Origin of the sequence: Cryobacterium breve (assembly GCF_004402375.1) — a bacterium.
Classification (GTDB): Bacteria; Actinomycetota; Actinomycetes; order Actinomycetales; family Microbacteriaceae; genus Cryobacterium; species Cryobacterium breve.
This window is the reverse complement of record NZ_SOGJ01000007.1, coordinates 139,335-154,439: the sequence shown is the minus strand read 5'-3', so window position 1 is coordinate 154,439 and position 15,105 is coordinate 139,335. Positions and strand designations below refer to the sequence as shown.

The following is a 15,105-nucleotide window of genomic DNA, read 5'->3' as shown; positions in this document are numbered from 1 at the left end:
CCCCTTGGTACTCATGGACGAACTCGCGGATCTCCGCCGCGTTGAACCCCGGGCTGATCGACATTCCCTTGCCTCCTACTGCTTGTGAAGTGACTCACAAGCAGCTTGACGCAGAGGGAAAAACGCCGAATCGGTGGTTTTGAGCCAAAATCTCCGTCGAATTGGTTCACGACCGGACACGGCCGGCGGTTCCGCGGTCAGTTGACGACGGGCGTCAGCGTCGCCGGTCCGACCGGCTGCGTCGGCTCGACGGCCTCCGACACGGCCGGCGGGACCGGCGCGTTCCAGGCCTTGATCACGGCCCAGCCCACGGCCGCGATCGGAACGGAGATGACCGCGCCGACAATGCCGCCCAGGATCGTTCCGGCCGTCAGGGCCAGCAGGATCACCAGGCCGTGCAGGCGGAGCGACTTGCCGAGCACCACCGGGGAGAGGAAGTTGCCCTCGAGCTGGTTGACCGCGACCACGATGGCGACCACGATGATGGCCGTGGTCAGGTCGTTCGTGACGAGGGCAACCAGCGCTGCGAGGATTCCGGCGGCCGTTGCACCCACGATCGGGATGAACGCACCCAGGAAGACGATGACCGCGAGCGGCAATGCCAGCGGAACCTGCAGGATCCACAGGCCGATCCCGATGAACAGAGCGTCGACGAAAGCGACGATAGCCGTGCCGCGAACGTAACTGCCGAAAACGCCGACGCTGCTCTCGCCGATGCGCACCGCCCGCTCATGGCGCGAGCCGGAGAGCGGCTGGATCAGGAAGCTCCAGATGCGGGGGCCGTCTTTCAGGAAGTAGAAGAGAACGACGAGCCCGAGCACCAGGCCGGTCACGATCTCGGCTGCCACGGACACCCCGGCCAGGGCGCCGGTGCCGAACTGGCTGCTCGTGGCGAAGGTGATGACCGACTCGCGCACGTCATCCAGCTGGGCGGCATCGATCGGTAACGCGCCGCTGGTCAGCAACTCCTGCAGGTGGTCGAGACCCTCGCTGGCCGAGGTGAAGAGGTTCGCCCATTCACCACGGATGCCGAACACCACGAGGGTGACGATCCCGCCGAAGACTCCCACGCCGCAGATCAGGGCGATCGTGGCCGCCGCGGTCTCGTTCGCGCCCCGCGCCAGGAGCAGCCGAACGAACGGACGCAAAGCCGACGCGATGATGAGGGCGAGCAGCATCGGAATGAAGACCAGCTTGAGCTGAGTGATCCCGAAGATCGACACCACGAATAGCGCAAGCACCAGAAGGGCCTGGCCGGAGCGGACGGAGGCCCGGCCGAGGTAGTCCGTCCAGGGCGAGGTGGGAGTTGTCATGGGGATCTCCAAACGAGGCGATGCACGAGGTCGAGGCAGAGCGGGAACGAAGACTCAGTCCCCCAGCCTATCCAGAGTGTCTGGTCTATCCAGAATGTCGGCCTCTCCAGGATGCCGGTGGCGCGTGTCGCCCGTGTGACGTACACTCCCTACATCGAACACTTGTTCGATATCGTGCATTTGACCAGGCCGCCAGAGGAGTACACACATGTTTCCGCACCTGCACGTCGCGAGCGCTTACTCCACCCACTTCGGGGTCACTCTCCCCGAAGCCCTGGCGGAGCAGACTCGGGAGCAGAACGGGTCCTTCCTGGCCATCACCGACCGAGACGGCCTCTACGGCGCCGTCAAGCACGTGCGTGCGTGCGTGGCGGCGGGCATCCGGCCGGGGCTGGGCGCCGACCTCGCGGTGCACGACGACGACGGGCATCCGCTGGGCCGGGTCGTCGTGCTCGCCCATGGCAACCTGGATGGCCGTGGCTACGCCGCCCTCTGCCGCGCGGTCAGCGCCGCCCACCGCGCGCCGGGGCAGCCCAGCATCGCCCGCACGCAACTGGCCGAGCTGGCCGGGCTCAGCTGCCTCACGGTGCTGCTCGGACCGACGTCCGACGTGGGCGGTGCGGTCGGGCGCCGCGACACGGACGCGGCCGGAGCCTGCCTCACCGCGTGGCTGCGCGCCATGCCGGCGCAGTCGGTGGCCGGTGAGATCGTGTGCCACCTGGCCGAGCCGGGCACAATCGGCAGCGTCACACCGGCCACCCGCATGCTCGCGCTCTTCGAGCACGCCGCCCTGCCCGCGGTGCTCACCAATGCCGTGCGGTACGGCACCCCCGACGAAGCCGTCACGGCCGACCTGGCCGACGCCGCTCGCACGCTGACGGCACTGGCGGATCTCGAACAGTTGCAGAGCAACGGGCAGGCCTGGCTCAAGCCGGAGGGCGCCATGCGGCAGGTGGCCCGCATGGTCGTCGACGCCGGGCTGCACGACGACGGCGCCGTAGACCGGCTCTTCCGCGACACCGAGATGCTCGCCGACCGGTGCAGCCTCGACCCGGACTCCGACATCGGTCTCGGCCGGCCCCGCATGCCGGAGGCGCGCATCATCGGCGTCACCGGCGACCCACTCACCGAGCTGCACGCCCGGGCCAGCGCCGGTATCGACGACCTGTATTCTCACTCCTCTCTGGCCGAGGCGGCGCACTCCCGCCTCGCGCATGAGCTGAAGACCGTGGAACACCTCGGCTTCGCCGGGTACTTCCTCACCGTCGCCCGGGTGGCGGACATCATTCGGGGCATGGGCATCCGCATCCAGGCCCGAGGGTCCGGGGTGGGCTCGGTGCTCAACTACGCCCTGCGCACCTCCTCCGTCGAACCCATCTCCAACGGGCTGCTCTGGGAGCGGTTCCTCTCCCCCGAACGGCAGACCCTGCCCGACATCGACATCGACGTCGAATCGGCGCGCCGTCACGATATCTATCGCACGCTCTTCGACACCTTCGGCAGCGACCGGGTGTCGCTGATGTCCATGACCAACTCCTATCGCGGCCGTGGAGCTGTGCGTGACGCCGGCCTCGCCCTCGGCATGAACCACGAGGAGGTCGCCGCCGTCGCCAAGCAGATCTGGCGGTTCAACGCCCGCGACTTCCGCCGTGCCCTGGCTGAGAAGCCTGAACTGGCCGACTTCGCCGCCGAGGTGCGGGCCTCGTCTCAACTCGAGCTACTGGTCGACCTCACGGCCAAGCTCGACCGGCTCCCCCGGCACATCTCGGTGCACCCGTGCGGGGTCATCCTCTCCGACGCGTCACTGCTCGACCGCACGCCCGTGCAGGTGTCCGGTATGGGGCTGCCCATGTCGCAATTCGACAAACACGACATGGACCCGATGGGCCTGATCAAGCTCGACATCCTCGGCGTGCGCATGCAGTCGGCCATGGCCCACGCCGTCGAAGAGCACCATCGCCTCTCCGGCGAGAGCATCGACCTCGACCGCATCCCCCTCGACGACCCTGCAACCTTCGAGCTGATCCGTTCCACCCGCACCCTCGGCATCTTTCAGATCGAGTCGCCCGGCCAGATGGAACTGGTCGGCAAGCTGCAGCCACGGGTCTTCAACGACCTGACCGTGGAGATCTCGCTTTTTCGGCCCGGACCGATGAAGAACAACATGCCCCTGAAATACCTTCAGGCCCGGCACGGAGAAGTTCATCCCGATTACATCCACCCTCGGTTCGAGCCGTACCTGCGGGAAACAGAGGGCGTCGTTATCTTCCACGAGCAGGTAATGCATCTGTTCAACGAGCTCACGGGCTGCGGGCTCGGCCGGGCGGACGTCTTCCGCCGTCACCTGGGCAAGCCCGAGCAGCTCCCCCGCATCGAGGAATTCGTGCGGGAGCGGGCCCAGGAGCGCGGGTTCGCGCCCGACGTGATCGACCGGGTCTGGACGGTGCTCGCCGGATTCGGCAGCTTCGGTTTCGCCAAAGCGCACGGCGCCGCGTTCGCCCTGCCCACCTACCAGTCCGCCTGGCTGAAGACGCACCACCCGGCGGTGTTCCTGGCCGGCCTGCTCACCCACGCCCCGGGCATGTGGCCGAAAGACCTGATCGTGGCAGAGGCGAGAAACCTCGGCGTGCCCATTCTCGGGCTCGACGTGCAGAGCAGCGCCCTCGACTACCGGGTGGAGCAGATCGACGGCGGTGACCGCCGCGGCATCCGCCTGGCCCTGCCCGAACTGGCCGGCTGCACGGCGGCCGAACGCGCCCGCATCGTGCGCCACCAGCCGTTCACGTCGCTGCAGGACTTTCGCGATCGGGTGCGCCCCCGGCGCAGCACCTTCGAAGCCCTGGCCCGGGTGGGGGCGCTCGACAGTTTCATCGAACATGACCGCACTCGGCGCCACGAGCTGCTGGCCCATATCCAGTCGCTGCGCGGTACCGCAGTCACCATCCACGACGACCAGCTGGCCTTCGACGTGCCACTGCCGGTCCTCGAATACGAAGGGTCCCGATTCACGGCGGTGACCTCGCTGGAGCTGCGCGGGCGCACCCAATCCGACCTCGAGCTGCAGAGCCTCGGCCTGGCGGTGGCCGGGCACCAGATGGCCCGCTACCACCCGCTCTTCACCGAGCTGGGCGTGACGCCGGCCGCCGAGCTGGTCAATCTGCCTGGCGGAACCGAAGTTCTCCTGGCCGGGGTTCGCCGAGCCACGAACACACCGCCGATGCGGGGTGGTCGCCGGGTGGTCTTCGTCAGCCTCGACGACGGCTCCGGCCCGGTATCCAATGTCGTCTTCTTCCACGACGCGCAGGAGCGCATCGGCGGCCCGGTGTTCCACACCCGTCTCATGCTGGTGCGCGGCCGCACCCGTCGGTCGGGTGCGAGGGGCGTCTCGGTCACGGGTGAGAACCTCTGGGACCTCACGGATGTCTCCCGCCGGGTCGCGAAGCGGCACGCCAGCGAGGCGGCCGCCCGAAACGCCGACCGCGCCCACGACCTGGCCGACGAGCTGACCGCGGAACTGGCCGCCATGGCCGCCACGAATGTGCACCACCTCTGGCCTCGGCGAACCGCCTGAGCGCGCATCGCGATGACCGCGCCGGTGATCCAGGAAACCACGACCCCGCTGAGCCACACAATCAGCTTCGTACTCCCGGCGGGGATGCCGGCCACGGAGGTTCCCGTGCCCCGAAACGCGCGGGTCGGCACGAAGGAAATACCTGAGCGCACCGTCGCAGCCCACCGCTTCAGCGACGGCTGGAGTGACGGCTGGAGTGAGGAGCGGTTCAGGTGGAACGGCTTCTCTGTGGGGGTCGTCTGGCTGCCGTCGGGTGGTGGAGGGTCGGTCTAATCGCCGGAATCCCCGACCGGAACGACCACAGGAGGCGGACCGAGCTCCGGCAGCTCGTCCCCGCCGTACTTGGCGTTGGCGACCGACATCACGAACGGCCACATCCGATGCCTGGCCGTGGCCGCCGGGCCGCTCGGGAAGCTGATCGACCGTTGACGAGCCTCCCCGGTGACGCTGACGACGGCCGCCACGGTCGCCACCTTCGAGCTGGCGCCGACCATCCAGGTGTCCTTCTCGCCATCCGTGGTTCCGGTCTTCCCGATCAGAGGAACTCGGGGTTCCGTGGCACGCCAGGATTGCTGCGCCGTGCCGTCGGTCATCACCCGGCGCAACGCGAAGACCATGCCCGCGGCCACCGTCGGGTCCACCGACGGGGTGCAGGTCGACTCCGGCACAGGCACCTCGGCACCGTCCGCGCCCACGATGCGGGTGATCGCGATCGGCGAGCAGGTCACCCCGCGGTTCGCGATGCCCGCGAAGGCAACGGCCATGGTCAGGGGGGCCACCTCGTTCGTTCCGATCACGGATGCCGCCGTCTGGACCAGCGGGTCACCGTCGGCGCGGGTCACCCCGAATGATTCAGCAGTCTGACGGATGCCGCACAGGTCGAGTCTCTTCGCCATCCCGATGAATCCCGTATTGATGGAGCCGAGCGTCGACTCGAGTGCGCTGTAGTTGCCACCACTCTCCCCCGCGTCGTTTCGCGGATTCCAGTTCTGGGCATCATAGTTCTGCGGTCCCCGGCAGCTGTCGGTGAACGTTCCCCAATTGGCCCTCCGGGCCGAGTCGACACGGTCCGCGAGCCGGTGTCCGGTCTTCAGCCACTCGGCAAGCGTGAACACCTTGTAGGTCGAGCCGGGCTGGAAACCCCGCGAGCCGCCCTCGGCATAGTCGGTGTTGTAGTTGACGCCGGTGTAGGCGGCACTGGTGGCTGTCACGACGGGATCCTGACTGTACAGCTTGTTCTGGGCCATTGCCAGAACCCGCCCCGTCCCCACCTGCACGCTCGTGACCACGCTGCCCACGTCCCAGCCGGGATGCTCCATCGGGACATTCGCCGCGATGGTCTCCTCGGCCGCCCGCTGCAGATCGAGGTCCAGGGTGGTGAAGACGTCGTAGCCGCCCCGCCGGAAGTTGAGCAGTCGGGTTTCCTCGTCCTTTCCGAACGCCGGGTCATTCCGGAGCAGGTGAGTCACGTAGTCGCAAAAGTAGGCACTGCCACGGGCGGTCTGGCAGCCCGTGCTCGGCTCCTGGGTGACCGGCGAGACCGGTGTGGCACGGGCGGCATGGAATTCCAAGTCCGTGATCTTCTGGTGGCGAAGCATCTCTCGCAGGATGTAGTCCCGGCGGGCCTTGTTGGCCGCGTAACCGTTCGCGGCGCCGTTGGCCTCGCTTCCGGGGTTGTCCAGGCGGAACTTAGCCGGGTTGTTCACGATCGCCACGAGGCTGGCGGCCTGGGGAAGGGTGAGATCGGCGGCGGTCGTGCTGAAGTAGTAGTTTGCGGCCGCCTCGATCCCGTAGACGGTCCCGCCGAAGCCGGTGATGTTGAGATACTGGCGCAGGATGTCGTTCTTGGGAAACTTCTTCTCCACCCCGATCGCGAGGCGCATCTCCTTGACCTTGCGGTCGGGACTCGTCTCGGTCACGGCGTTGTAGCAGCGCCTCTGCAACAGGTCGTCCGATTCGAGTTCGCACTTCTGCACGCGCACGTTCTTGACGTACTGCTGGGTGATCGACGATCCTCCCTGCGTCGCTCCCCCGAGGGCGGTCGTCACCGCCGCCCGGAGGGTTCCCTGGGCGTCCACACCGCCGTGCTCGTAGAAGCGCGGGTCCTCGCTGGCGATGACGGCATCCCTCGCGTAGTTGCTGATCTCGTCCCAGCCCACCTCGATCCGGTTCTGGTCGTAGAAGGATGCCAGGAGCACAGGCGTGCCGTCACTCTGGGTGGCGTAGATATTGCTCTTCTGCGACAGCTTATCGATGGCCAGATAGCCGGGCAGGTTCTCGAACACCGTGATCGCGTTGGTCGTTCCGAGGCCACCCAGCGCGACGACCGGGGTCACGGCGACGGTGACGAGGAGACCGGCCACCACACTCATCACGGTGAAGCCCGGAAGGGCTGTGAGCACCCCGCCGACGGATCTTCGTTTGGTGAATCCCGACGTGCCCACTGCATCACCCCGCCGTCTACGGATCCCGAAGCGGACCCCTGAACCGGGCCCGGAAGAACTCGGGTCTCATAGCATGCAAACCTGGGCTTCGCTCAGGGGATAGGGGGTTGCGCAAACGAAAAAGGGTCGACGACGGGGGTGCCACCCAGGAAGGAAGCGTCCTCGGCGACCGAAGTGCCCTCTTCACCCTGCTGGCTGCTGACTGCTGACTGCTGACTGCTCGCTGCTGACTGCTGACGGTGTCCGGGGAAGTTGCCGTGACGGTGGTCACCGTTGCGCCTCGCGTTCTGCCGCGATTCATGCCTGTGTGTACTTGGGTTGAGGTGATGCGCAGGGTTTCTGGCTGCCTGACGGGCGGCATCCGCTGTCTAGTGCGCAGAAAAGGCGTGGCATCTGATGAGATGCCACGCCTCGTCTGATTCTCGAGTTAGAAGACCGTCAGCCCGCGGGCCTCGAACTGGCCCCGAACCCGCTCCAGCAGTGCCTCATCCGGAGGATTCGACCCGTGGAGCGGATAGGGGATGTTCAATCGGTCCCATTTGTCTTCACCCATCTGGTGGAAGGGCAGAACCTCGACGCGCTCGACATTCGGCCAGCGCGACACGATCTCGGCGACGGCGTCGACGTTGTCGACGGCGTCGGTGAGACCCGGGACGAGAACGAAACGCGCCCAAACGGGAATGTTTCGTTCGCTCAGGCGGTCACCGAACGCGATCGTTGGTGCGAGATCACGGCCGGTCACCTCTTTGTAGGTCTCGGGGAGGCCCGACTTGACGTCGAGCAAGACGAGGTCGAGGTTGTCCAGCAGCTTGTCCGACGCACTCTTGCCCAGGAACCCGGAGGTGTCCAGAGTGGTGTGCACGCCGAGCTTGTGGCACTCCTCGAAGAGGCGCGTCACGAAAGCGGGCTGCATGAGCGGCTCCCCACCGGAGATGGTCAACCCGCCACCGGTCGAGTCGAAGACGCCTTTATAGCGCTTGACCCGGGCGACGAGGTCGTCCAGCGTGGTGAGAAGCCCGTCCTTCATCTTCCAGGTGTCAGGGTTGTGGCAGTACTGACACCGCAGTAGACACCCGGAGAGAAAGAGTGTCAGTCGCGTGCCCGGACCGTCTACGGCCGTGACAAGTTCCCACGAGTGGACGCTGGCAACTGTTCCGTTGTGGATTGCTTCCATCTCGAGATGGTGGAGTTCGGCCAGGTCGGCCTGCTCACTGCTCACGGATGAGCCGTCCATCAGGGAGACAGCGACGCCGGCGCTGGGCAGGCCGAGGTTTACTGCTGGCATTGTCTCGTCCTACTCAGCGTCGCCGCGTTGATATCAGTGAAAATTAGTGCGAGTGGAACGTGCGGCTGATGACATCCATCTGCTGCTCGCGGGTCAGGCGAACGAAGTTCACCGCGTAGCCGGAGACGCGAATCGTCAGCTGCGGGTAGTTCTCCGGGTGCGCCATGGCGTCCTCGAGCGTGTCGCGGTTGAGCACATTCACGTTGATGTGGTAACCGGTCGCCGACGTGAACGCGTCGATGAGGCCGACCAGGCTCGTGATCTGCTCTTCCTTGGTGTGGCCGAGACCACTGGGAACGACCGTGTTGGTCAGCGAGATGCCATCCTGCGCTTCACTGTAAGGAAGCTTGGCGACGCTGAGAGCCGACGCCAGCATTCCGTGGGTGTCGCGGCCGTTCATCGGGTTGGCACCCGGAGCGAACGACTCCCCCGCGCGACGGCCGTCCGGCGTGTTGCCGGTGGCCTTGCCGTAGACCACGTTGGACGTGATCGTCAGGATCGACTGGGTGTGGATCGCGCCGCGGTAGGTCGGGTGCTTGCGGATCATCTTCATGAACCGCTCCATCACGTCGACGGCGATGGTGTCGACGCGGTCGTCGTCGTTACCGAACTGAGGGAATTCACCTTCGATGGTGTAGTCGACAACCAGGCCGGTCTCGTCGCGCACCGGGCGTACAGTGGCGTACTTGATGGCCGACAGAGAGTCGGCAACCACGCTCAGGCCGGCGATGCCGCAAGCCAGCGTGCGGATGATCTCCTTGTCGTGCAGCGCCATTTCGAGACGCTCGTAGGCGTACTTGTCGTGCATGTAGTGGATGCAGTTCAAGGCCGTGACGTAAGTCTCGGCGAGCCATTCGAGCGTTTCCAGATAGGCCGGGAAAACGGTGTCGTAGGTCAGGACCTCTTCAGCGTTCGGCACGGTTGCCGGGGCGATCTGCTTGCCGGAAACCTCGTCCTTGCCACCGTTGATCGAGTACAGCAGCGCCTTGACGGCGTTGACGCGTGCACCGAAGAACTGCATCTGCTTGCCGACGCGCATGGGCGAGACGCAGCAGGCGATCGCGGCGTCGTCACCCATCTCGGCCCGAATGATCTCGTCGGACTCGAATTGGATGGCCGAGGTGTCGATCGACACCTGCGCGCAGAAACGCTTGAAGCCCTCGGGCAGAGCGTCGCTCCAGAGAACGGTGAGGTTCGGCTCGGGTGCTGCACCGATGTTGTACAGCGTCTGCAGGAATCGGAACGTGGTCTTGGTGACGAGCGGACGGCCGTCTTCACCGATGCCGGCGAGCGATTCGGTGACCCAGGTCGGGTCTCCGGCGAAGATCTCGTCGTATTCCGGGGTGCGCAGGAAGCGCACGATGCGGAGCTTGATGACGAGGTCGTCGATAAGCTCCTGGGCTCCTTCTTCGTTCAGGATTCCGGCGGCCATGTCGCGCTCGATGTAGGCGTCGAGGAAGGCCGCGTTGCGCCCGAACGACATTGCCGCACCATTCTGCTCCTTGACGGCGCCGAGGTAGGCGAAGTAGAGCCACTGCACGGCTTCGCGCGCGGTGGTGGCCGGCTTCGAGATGTCGGAGCCGTAGGAGGCCGCCATCTGAATGAGTTCCTTGAGGGCCCGGATCTGCTCTGAGTTCTCCTCGCGTGCCCGGATGACGTCCTCGGTCGAGGGCTCCATGTCGATCTCGGCACGGTCGTTCTTCTTGCCTGCGATCAGGGCGTCGACACCGTAGAGGGCAACACGGCGATAGTCGCCGATGATGCGGCCACGGCCGTAGGCGTCGGGCAGCCCCGTGATCAGGTGGCTGCTGCGCGCACGGCGGACTGCGGGCGTATACGCGTCGAAGACTGCGGTGTTGTGGGTCTTGCGATAATCGGTGAAAATCTTTTCGAGCTCGGGCGACACGGGGTAGCCGTAGGTCTCGAGGGAGGTGGCGACCATGCGCCAGCCACCGAACGGCATGATGGCGCGCTTGAGCGGCGCATCCGTCTGCAGTCCGACGATTACCTCGTTGGCCTGGTCGATGTAGCCCGGAGCGTGGGCCGTAATGGACGACGGCGTGGTGGCGTCGACGTCGTAAACACCTTTACGGCGTTCCTCGGGGAACATCGCGGACAGCTTGTCCCAAATGCCCGTCGTGCGTGCGGTCGCGCCGGCGAGGAAGCTTGCGTCGCCCAGGTAGGGCGTGTAATTGCGCTGAATGAAATCGCGCAGATCGATCGAATCCTGCCAAGGGCCGGAGACGAACTCAGTCCGACCGGCATCATCCGTTCCGCTGCGAACATCGTCAGTTATTGTCATGTAGGTTGCTCTCCTCGTGGGATCGAGACACCCTCCGCGAAAGTGTCTCTCCCACAGTCGGGCCGAGAGAGCAGGACCACGAGGCTCCGGCTAATGCGACGATGCACCGTGACTTGCCCTCTTTTTCAACACTACTCCCGTCTTGCACGGCCAAACGCGAATTCGTACCGTTCTGGCTGTGCGGAGTTTTTCCGCGTGTCACGCACGCGTGGTCAAGAGGATGCGATCACTTCAGAGTTTCTTTCCGGGGTTCAAAATCGAGTCCGGATCAAAGGCCATTTTGACCCGGCGCTGCAACTCCAGCAGCACTGGACCGAGCTCGTCATCGAGGTGATCTTTCTTAAGCAGGCCGATGCCGTGCTCGCCGGACGCAGAGCCGCCGAGAGCGATGGCCAGGGCGATCACCCGGCCGAATGCGCGATGAGCCGCATCGACCTGCGCCGGCACTGCGGCGTCGAAACCGATCATGGGGTGCAGGTTTCCGTCGCCGAGGTGTCCGCCGGTGCCGATCGGAACCGCCAGCTCCCGGGAGATCTGCGTGAGCCCGGCCAGCAGCGCCGGCAGCTGGGACCGAGGCACGGTCACGTCTTCGTTGAGGCTGGACCCGCGGGTGGCCTGCAGCGCGGGCTGGAGCAGCCGGCGGGCACTCATCAGCTCGTCGAGGTGCTCCGGGTCGTGGGCGACGGACACCGTTGAGGCTCCCCCGGCCGTCAGAATGGCGGCGTACTCGTCGACGTCCGCGTGCGCCTGACCCGCCTGGTCCGACTGGATGAGCAGCAGCGCGGCGGCATCGGCCGGCAACCGGGACTCGGGGTCGAAGTCGTTGATCGCGGCGATGCAGGGACCGTCCAGGTATTCGAGCACGCTCGGCCGGCGGTTGGAGGCGACGATGACGGCCGCGGCGGCCAGGGCGGCTTCCGTCGTGGCGAACGTGGCGGATACCCCGGAGGCGTCGGCCGGGGCCGGCAGCAATCCGACCGTGATCTCGGTGATGATTCCGAGGGTGCCCTCCGAGCCGACCAGGAGCGCCGTGAGGTCGTACCCGGAGACGCCCTTGATGGTGCGCTGGCCGGTGTGCACGATAGAGCCGTCGGCGAGCACGACGGTCAGCCGGCGCACGAAGTTGCCCGTCACCCCGTACTTGACGCACCGCATCCCACCCGCGTTGGTCGCGACGTTGCCGCCGAGGGTGGAGCCCTTCCAGGACCCGGGATCGGGTGGGTAGAACAGTCCGACCGCTGCGGCCGCTCGGGCCAGGGCGTAGGTGCGCACGCCTGCCTGCACCGTCGCGGTCTGGTTCACCGTGTCGACGCTGACGATGGTGTTCATTCGGGTCAGATTCAGCACGATGCCGGCCTCGATTGCATTGGCACCGCCGGCCAGGCCCGTTCGAGCACCCTGGGGCACGATCGGGATTCGGTGGGCCGCGGCGACCTGCACGACGGCTGCGACCTGTTCGGTGCTGGCCGGGAGAACAACCGCCAGCGGTGTGCCGGCGGGAGTGCCGTCCGACTGGTCACGCAGATAGGCGTCGGCCCGCGGCCCGGTCAGAAGCTGGGCGGCCGGGACGGCGAGGGCCAATTGTGCGAGGACGGTGGTCGGTTGCAGGGCTGTCATGGTCACCTTTGAATTCTATTCCCGGGGATGCCGGCTGGCTCCGATTGCATTTATTGATGCATCTATGACTAGAGTGAAATGATGAGCTTTCTCCAGGGGTCCCATGGCACGACGTCCGCCGCGGCACCATCGGCGGTGGACAGGGTCTATGCGGATGTCGCCGAGGCCATCGTCACAGGCAGGCTGGCCGCGAGCTCCTTGATCACCGAGGGTGAGGTGGCCCAGGCCCTGGCCATCAGTCGCACTCCCGTGCGGGAGGCGTTCCTTGCCCTCGAGGCCCACGGACTGCTGACGCTCTTCCCCAAGAAGGGTGCGGTCGTCACCGCTCTGGGTGACACGGAGACGGCCGAGCTGCTTCAGGTTCGCGTGATGCTCGAGAACGCGGCGGTGGCCCTCCTCAGCGCGCGCCCCGCCGACGGACCGCGCGTCGACGCCGCCCTGCAGGATCTGATCCGCATCCAAGAGGATGCCGCGCAGGCAGGTGACCTGCTTACGTTCGCGCGCGCCGACCACGCATTCCACGCCCGGATCGTCGACGAGACGCACAACCGAGTGATCGACGGGATCTACGCCCGGCTGGGTCCGCGTCTCGAACGCCTCGTACACCGGGTGGCCCTGCGCGATCCGGCGAGCCTCACCCGTCTTGTGTCCGAGCATCGCATCCTCGCCCGCCACCTCCGTGGCGGCGACACTCTGTCGTACGAGGTGGCCCTGCGTCAGCACGTGGAAGACGGTCACCACGCGCTTCTGAGACCCTGACCCTGCACGCCCGCCCCCCGCATCTCCCCGTTCCGCCAGCTCCCGTACAGAAAAGAACCATGATTTTCCGCCGCACCGTCCCTGCCTGGCAACTCGCCGCACCTGCCCTGTTCGTCATGGCCTGGGGCGGAAACCACTTCACCCCACTCCTGCACATGTACGAATCACTCGGTCACTATTCCGTGGTCATGGCCGATCTTTTCCTCGGCCTCTACGTGGTGGGCCTGGTGCCGGGTCTGCTGCTGGCCGGAGCCCTCTCAGACCGCTACGGACGCAAACCGCTGATCCTGGCGGGCGTGCTCGTGGGTATTCTCGCCAGCGTCCTGCTCGGCCTCGGGTTTTCGAGTGCGGTCATGCTCGGCACCGGACGCTTTCTCGCCGGCCTCAGCGTGGGCGTGGCGATGTCGGTGGGCACGGCCTGGCTCAAGGAACTGTCGAGCCCGCCGTTCGACCGCCAGGCTGGCCAGACGGCGGGAGCCAGGCGGCCGGCCCTCACCCTCACGATTGGTTTCGGGCTCGGAGCCGGTGTGGCCGGCGCGCTCGCGCAATGGGGGCCCCTGCCGACCCTGTCGCCCTACCTCGTGCACATCGTGATCAGTCTGCTGGTGCTTCGCCCGCTGATAAGAGCGCCGGAAACCGTCCCGCGATACCGGGCCCACCGACCGTTCTGGCGAGACCTGGCGGTTCCGCTGGCCGGGCATCGCAGCTTCGTGCGCGTGATCGCCCCGTCCGCCCCCTGGGTGTTCGGCGCGGCGGGCATCGCATACGCGATCATGCCCAAGTTGGTCGAAGACCAGCTCGGCACCCTGAACCTCGCCTATGCCACCCTGCTCACGGTCGTGACGCTCGGTACCGGGGCGTTCGTGCAGCCGCAGGTGGCTCGGATCAACCGGCTGACCGGCGGTCGGGCGCTGGTGGTCGGGATGAGCGTGATGCTGGTCGGAGTGGCCCTCAGCGTGGCGACGGCGATCGTACTGTCCCCGCTGCTGGCGCTCCTCAGCGCCATCGTGCTCGGCGCCGCGTACGGCCTGTGCATTGTGGCCGGATTGGTCGAGATCCAGAAGATCTCGACGCCGGCCGACCTCGCCGGGATCACCGGCGTCTACTACAGCCTGACCTATCTCGGTTTCCTGCTGCCGGTCCTTTTCGCCGGGCTCAACGCACTGGCCAGCTACACGGTTCTGCTGGGTGGCCTGTTCGCGGTCTGTGCCATCTGCCTCGCGCTGGTCGCCGTCGGGATCCGCGGGAGCAGACCCGCGAAATAGGCCGGGCCGGGTGGTTTATCGTCATTGCATGCCATATTCGCTCCGCCGTCTCCGCACCACCGACGCCGACACCGTACTCGCGCTGAACAACGCGGCCGTGCCAGCCGTCAACCCGCACGACACGACCAGCCTCACCGCCCTACTCGCGGCCAGCAGCCACACCCTCGGCGTGGTGCACGACGCGGCCCCCGACCACGTGCTCGGCTTCGCGGTGCTCTTCGGCGCCGGCGCCGACTACGCGAGCGAGAATTACCGGTGGTTCTCCGCCCGGTCGGACTCCTTCCTCTACGTGGACCGAATCGTAGTGTCGGACACAGCCCGGAACCAGGGTCTGGGCAGGCTCCTCTACACCGCGATCTTCGCCGCGGCCGACGAGGCCGAGGTCGGCGAGGTCTTCTGCGAGGTGAACGTCAAACCGGCGAACCCACGGTCGCTGGCGTTCCACTCCCGGCTGGGATTCGTTCCGATCGGCGAGCAGTCCACGAAGGGTGACACGGTCGTGGTCTCCCTCCTGGCGGCCCCCGTCGCCGGCCCGGGCGTACTCTGACG

10 protein-coding genes are annotated in these 15,105 nt (G+C 66.5%); 5 read left to right on the top strand and 5 right to left on the bottom strand.

All coding sequences use genetic code 11. The features are described from left to right. Positions 1–197 precede the first annotated feature (197 nt). Positions 198–1,313: an AI-2E family transporter gene (locus E3O65_RS02385; protein WP_134362155.1), complete on the bottom strand. Its 1,116-nt coding sequence runs from the start codon at positions 1,311–1,313 to the stop codon at positions 198–200. 208 nt (positions 1,314–1,521) lie between these two features. Between E3O65_RS02385 and E3O65_RS02380 the strand changes: the two genes are divergently transcribed. Continuing rightward, positions 1,522–4,884 carry a DNA polymerase III subunit alpha gene (locus E3O65_RS02380; RefSeq protein WP_134362154.1) on the top strand — a complete coding sequence of 1,121 codons (3,363 nt, stop codon included), beginning with the start codon at positions 1,522–1,524 and terminating at the stop codon, positions 4,882–4,884. A 12-nt stretch (positions 4,885–4,896) separates the two neighbouring features. Continuing rightward, positions 4,897–5,157 carry a heme-binding protein gene (locus E3O65_RS02375; protein WP_134362153.1) on the top strand — a complete coding sequence of 87 codons (261 nt, stop codon included), beginning with the start codon at positions 4,897–4,899 and terminating at the stop codon, positions 5,155–5,157. Here E3O65_RS02375 and E3O65_RS02370 read toward each other — a convergent pair. The 4 genes from E3O65_RS02370 to E3O65_RS02355 form a co-directional block, all read right to left on the bottom strand. Continuing rightward, positions 5,154–7,328 (bottom strand): transglycosylase domain-containing protein, encoded by a 2,175-nt coding sequence (locus E3O65_RS02370; protein WP_134362152.1) that lies wholly within the window; start codon positions 7,326–7,328, stop codon positions 5,154–5,156. The genes E3O65_RS02375 and E3O65_RS02370 overlap by 4 nt on opposite strands. A gap of 427 nt (positions 7,329–7,755) precedes the next feature. Then, a complete protein-coding gene (pflA, locus tag E3O65_RS02365) occupies positions 7,756–8,613 on the bottom strand; it encodes a pyruvate formate-lyase-activating protein (protein ID WP_134362151.1) in 858 nt (285 codons plus the stop codon). A gap of 43 nt (positions 8,614–8,656) precedes the next feature. Continuing rightward, positions 8,657–10,915 carry a formate C-acetyltransferase gene (gene pflB, locus E3O65_RS02360; protein WP_134362150.1) on the bottom strand — a complete coding sequence of 753 codons (2,259 nt, stop codon included), beginning with the start codon at positions 10,913–10,915 and terminating at the stop codon, positions 8,657–8,659. Positions 10,916–11,146: 231 nt separating this feature from the next. Next, positions 11,147–12,532, bottom strand: coding sequence for an FAD-binding oxidoreductase (locus tag E3O65_RS02355; RefSeq protein ID WP_134362163.1), 1,386 nt, complete (start codon positions 12,530–12,532; stop codon positions 11,147–11,149). A gap of 81 nt (positions 12,533–12,613) precedes the next feature. On the opposite strand from E3O65_RS02355, the gene E3O65_RS02350 reads away from it, so the two are divergent. The 3 genes from E3O65_RS02350 to E3O65_RS02340 are packed head-to-tail and all read left to right on the top strand — an operon-like array spanning position 12,614 to position 15,103. Further along, positions 12,614–13,291, top strand: a complete 678-nt coding sequence (locus E3O65_RS02350; protein WP_166785624.1) for a GntR family transcriptional regulator — start codon at positions 12,614–12,616, stop codon at positions 13,289–13,291. A 59-nt stretch (positions 13,292–13,350) separates the two neighbouring features. Then, on the top strand, positions 13,351–14,556 hold the full coding sequence (locus E3O65_RS02345) for an MFS transporter (RefSeq protein WP_134362148.1): 1,206 nt from the start codon (positions 13,351–13,353) through the stop codon (positions 14,554–14,556). A gap of 28 nt (positions 14,557–14,584) precedes the next feature. Beyond that, a complete protein-coding gene (locus tag E3O65_RS02340) occupies positions 14,585–15,103 on the top strand; it encodes a GNAT family N-acetyltransferase (protein ID WP_134362147.1) in 519 nt (172 codons plus the stop codon). The last annotated feature ends 2 nt before the right edge of the window (positions 15,104–15,105 follow it).

Coding starts and splice junctions, on each gene's coding strand:
- E3O65_RS02385 (WP_134362155.1), bottom strand. CDS start 1,313: ATGACAACTCCCACCTCGCCCTGGACGGACTACCTCGGCCGGGCCTCC.
- E3O65_RS02380 (WP_134362154.1), top strand. CDS start 1,522: ATGTTTCCGCACCTGCACGTCGCGAGCGCTTACTCCACCCACTTCGGG.
- E3O65_RS02375 (WP_134362153.1), top strand. CDS start 4,897: ATGACCGCGCCGGTGATCCAGGAAACCACGACCCCGCTGAGCCACACA.
- pflA (WP_134362151.1), bottom strand. CDS start 8,613: ATGCCAGCAGTAAACCTCGGCCTGCCCAGCGCCGGCGTCGCTGTCTCC.
- pflB (WP_134362150.1), bottom strand. CDS start 10,915: ATGACAATAACTGACGATGTTCGCAGCGGAACGGATGATGCCGGTCGG.
- E3O65_RS02355 (WP_134362163.1), bottom strand. CDS start 12,532: ATGACAGCCCTGCAACCGACCACCGTCCTCGCACAATTGGCCCTCGCC.
- E3O65_RS02350 (WP_166785624.1), top strand. CDS start 12,614: ATGAGCTTTCTCCAGGGGTCCCATGGCACGACGTCCGCCGCGGCACCA.
- E3O65_RS02345 (WP_134362148.1), top strand. CDS start 13,351: ATGATTTTCCGCCGCACCGTCCCTGCCTGGCAACTCGCCGCACCTGCC.
- E3O65_RS02340 (WP_134362147.1), top strand. CDS start 14,585: ATGCCATATTCGCTCCGCCGTCTCCGCACCACCGACGCCGACACCGTA.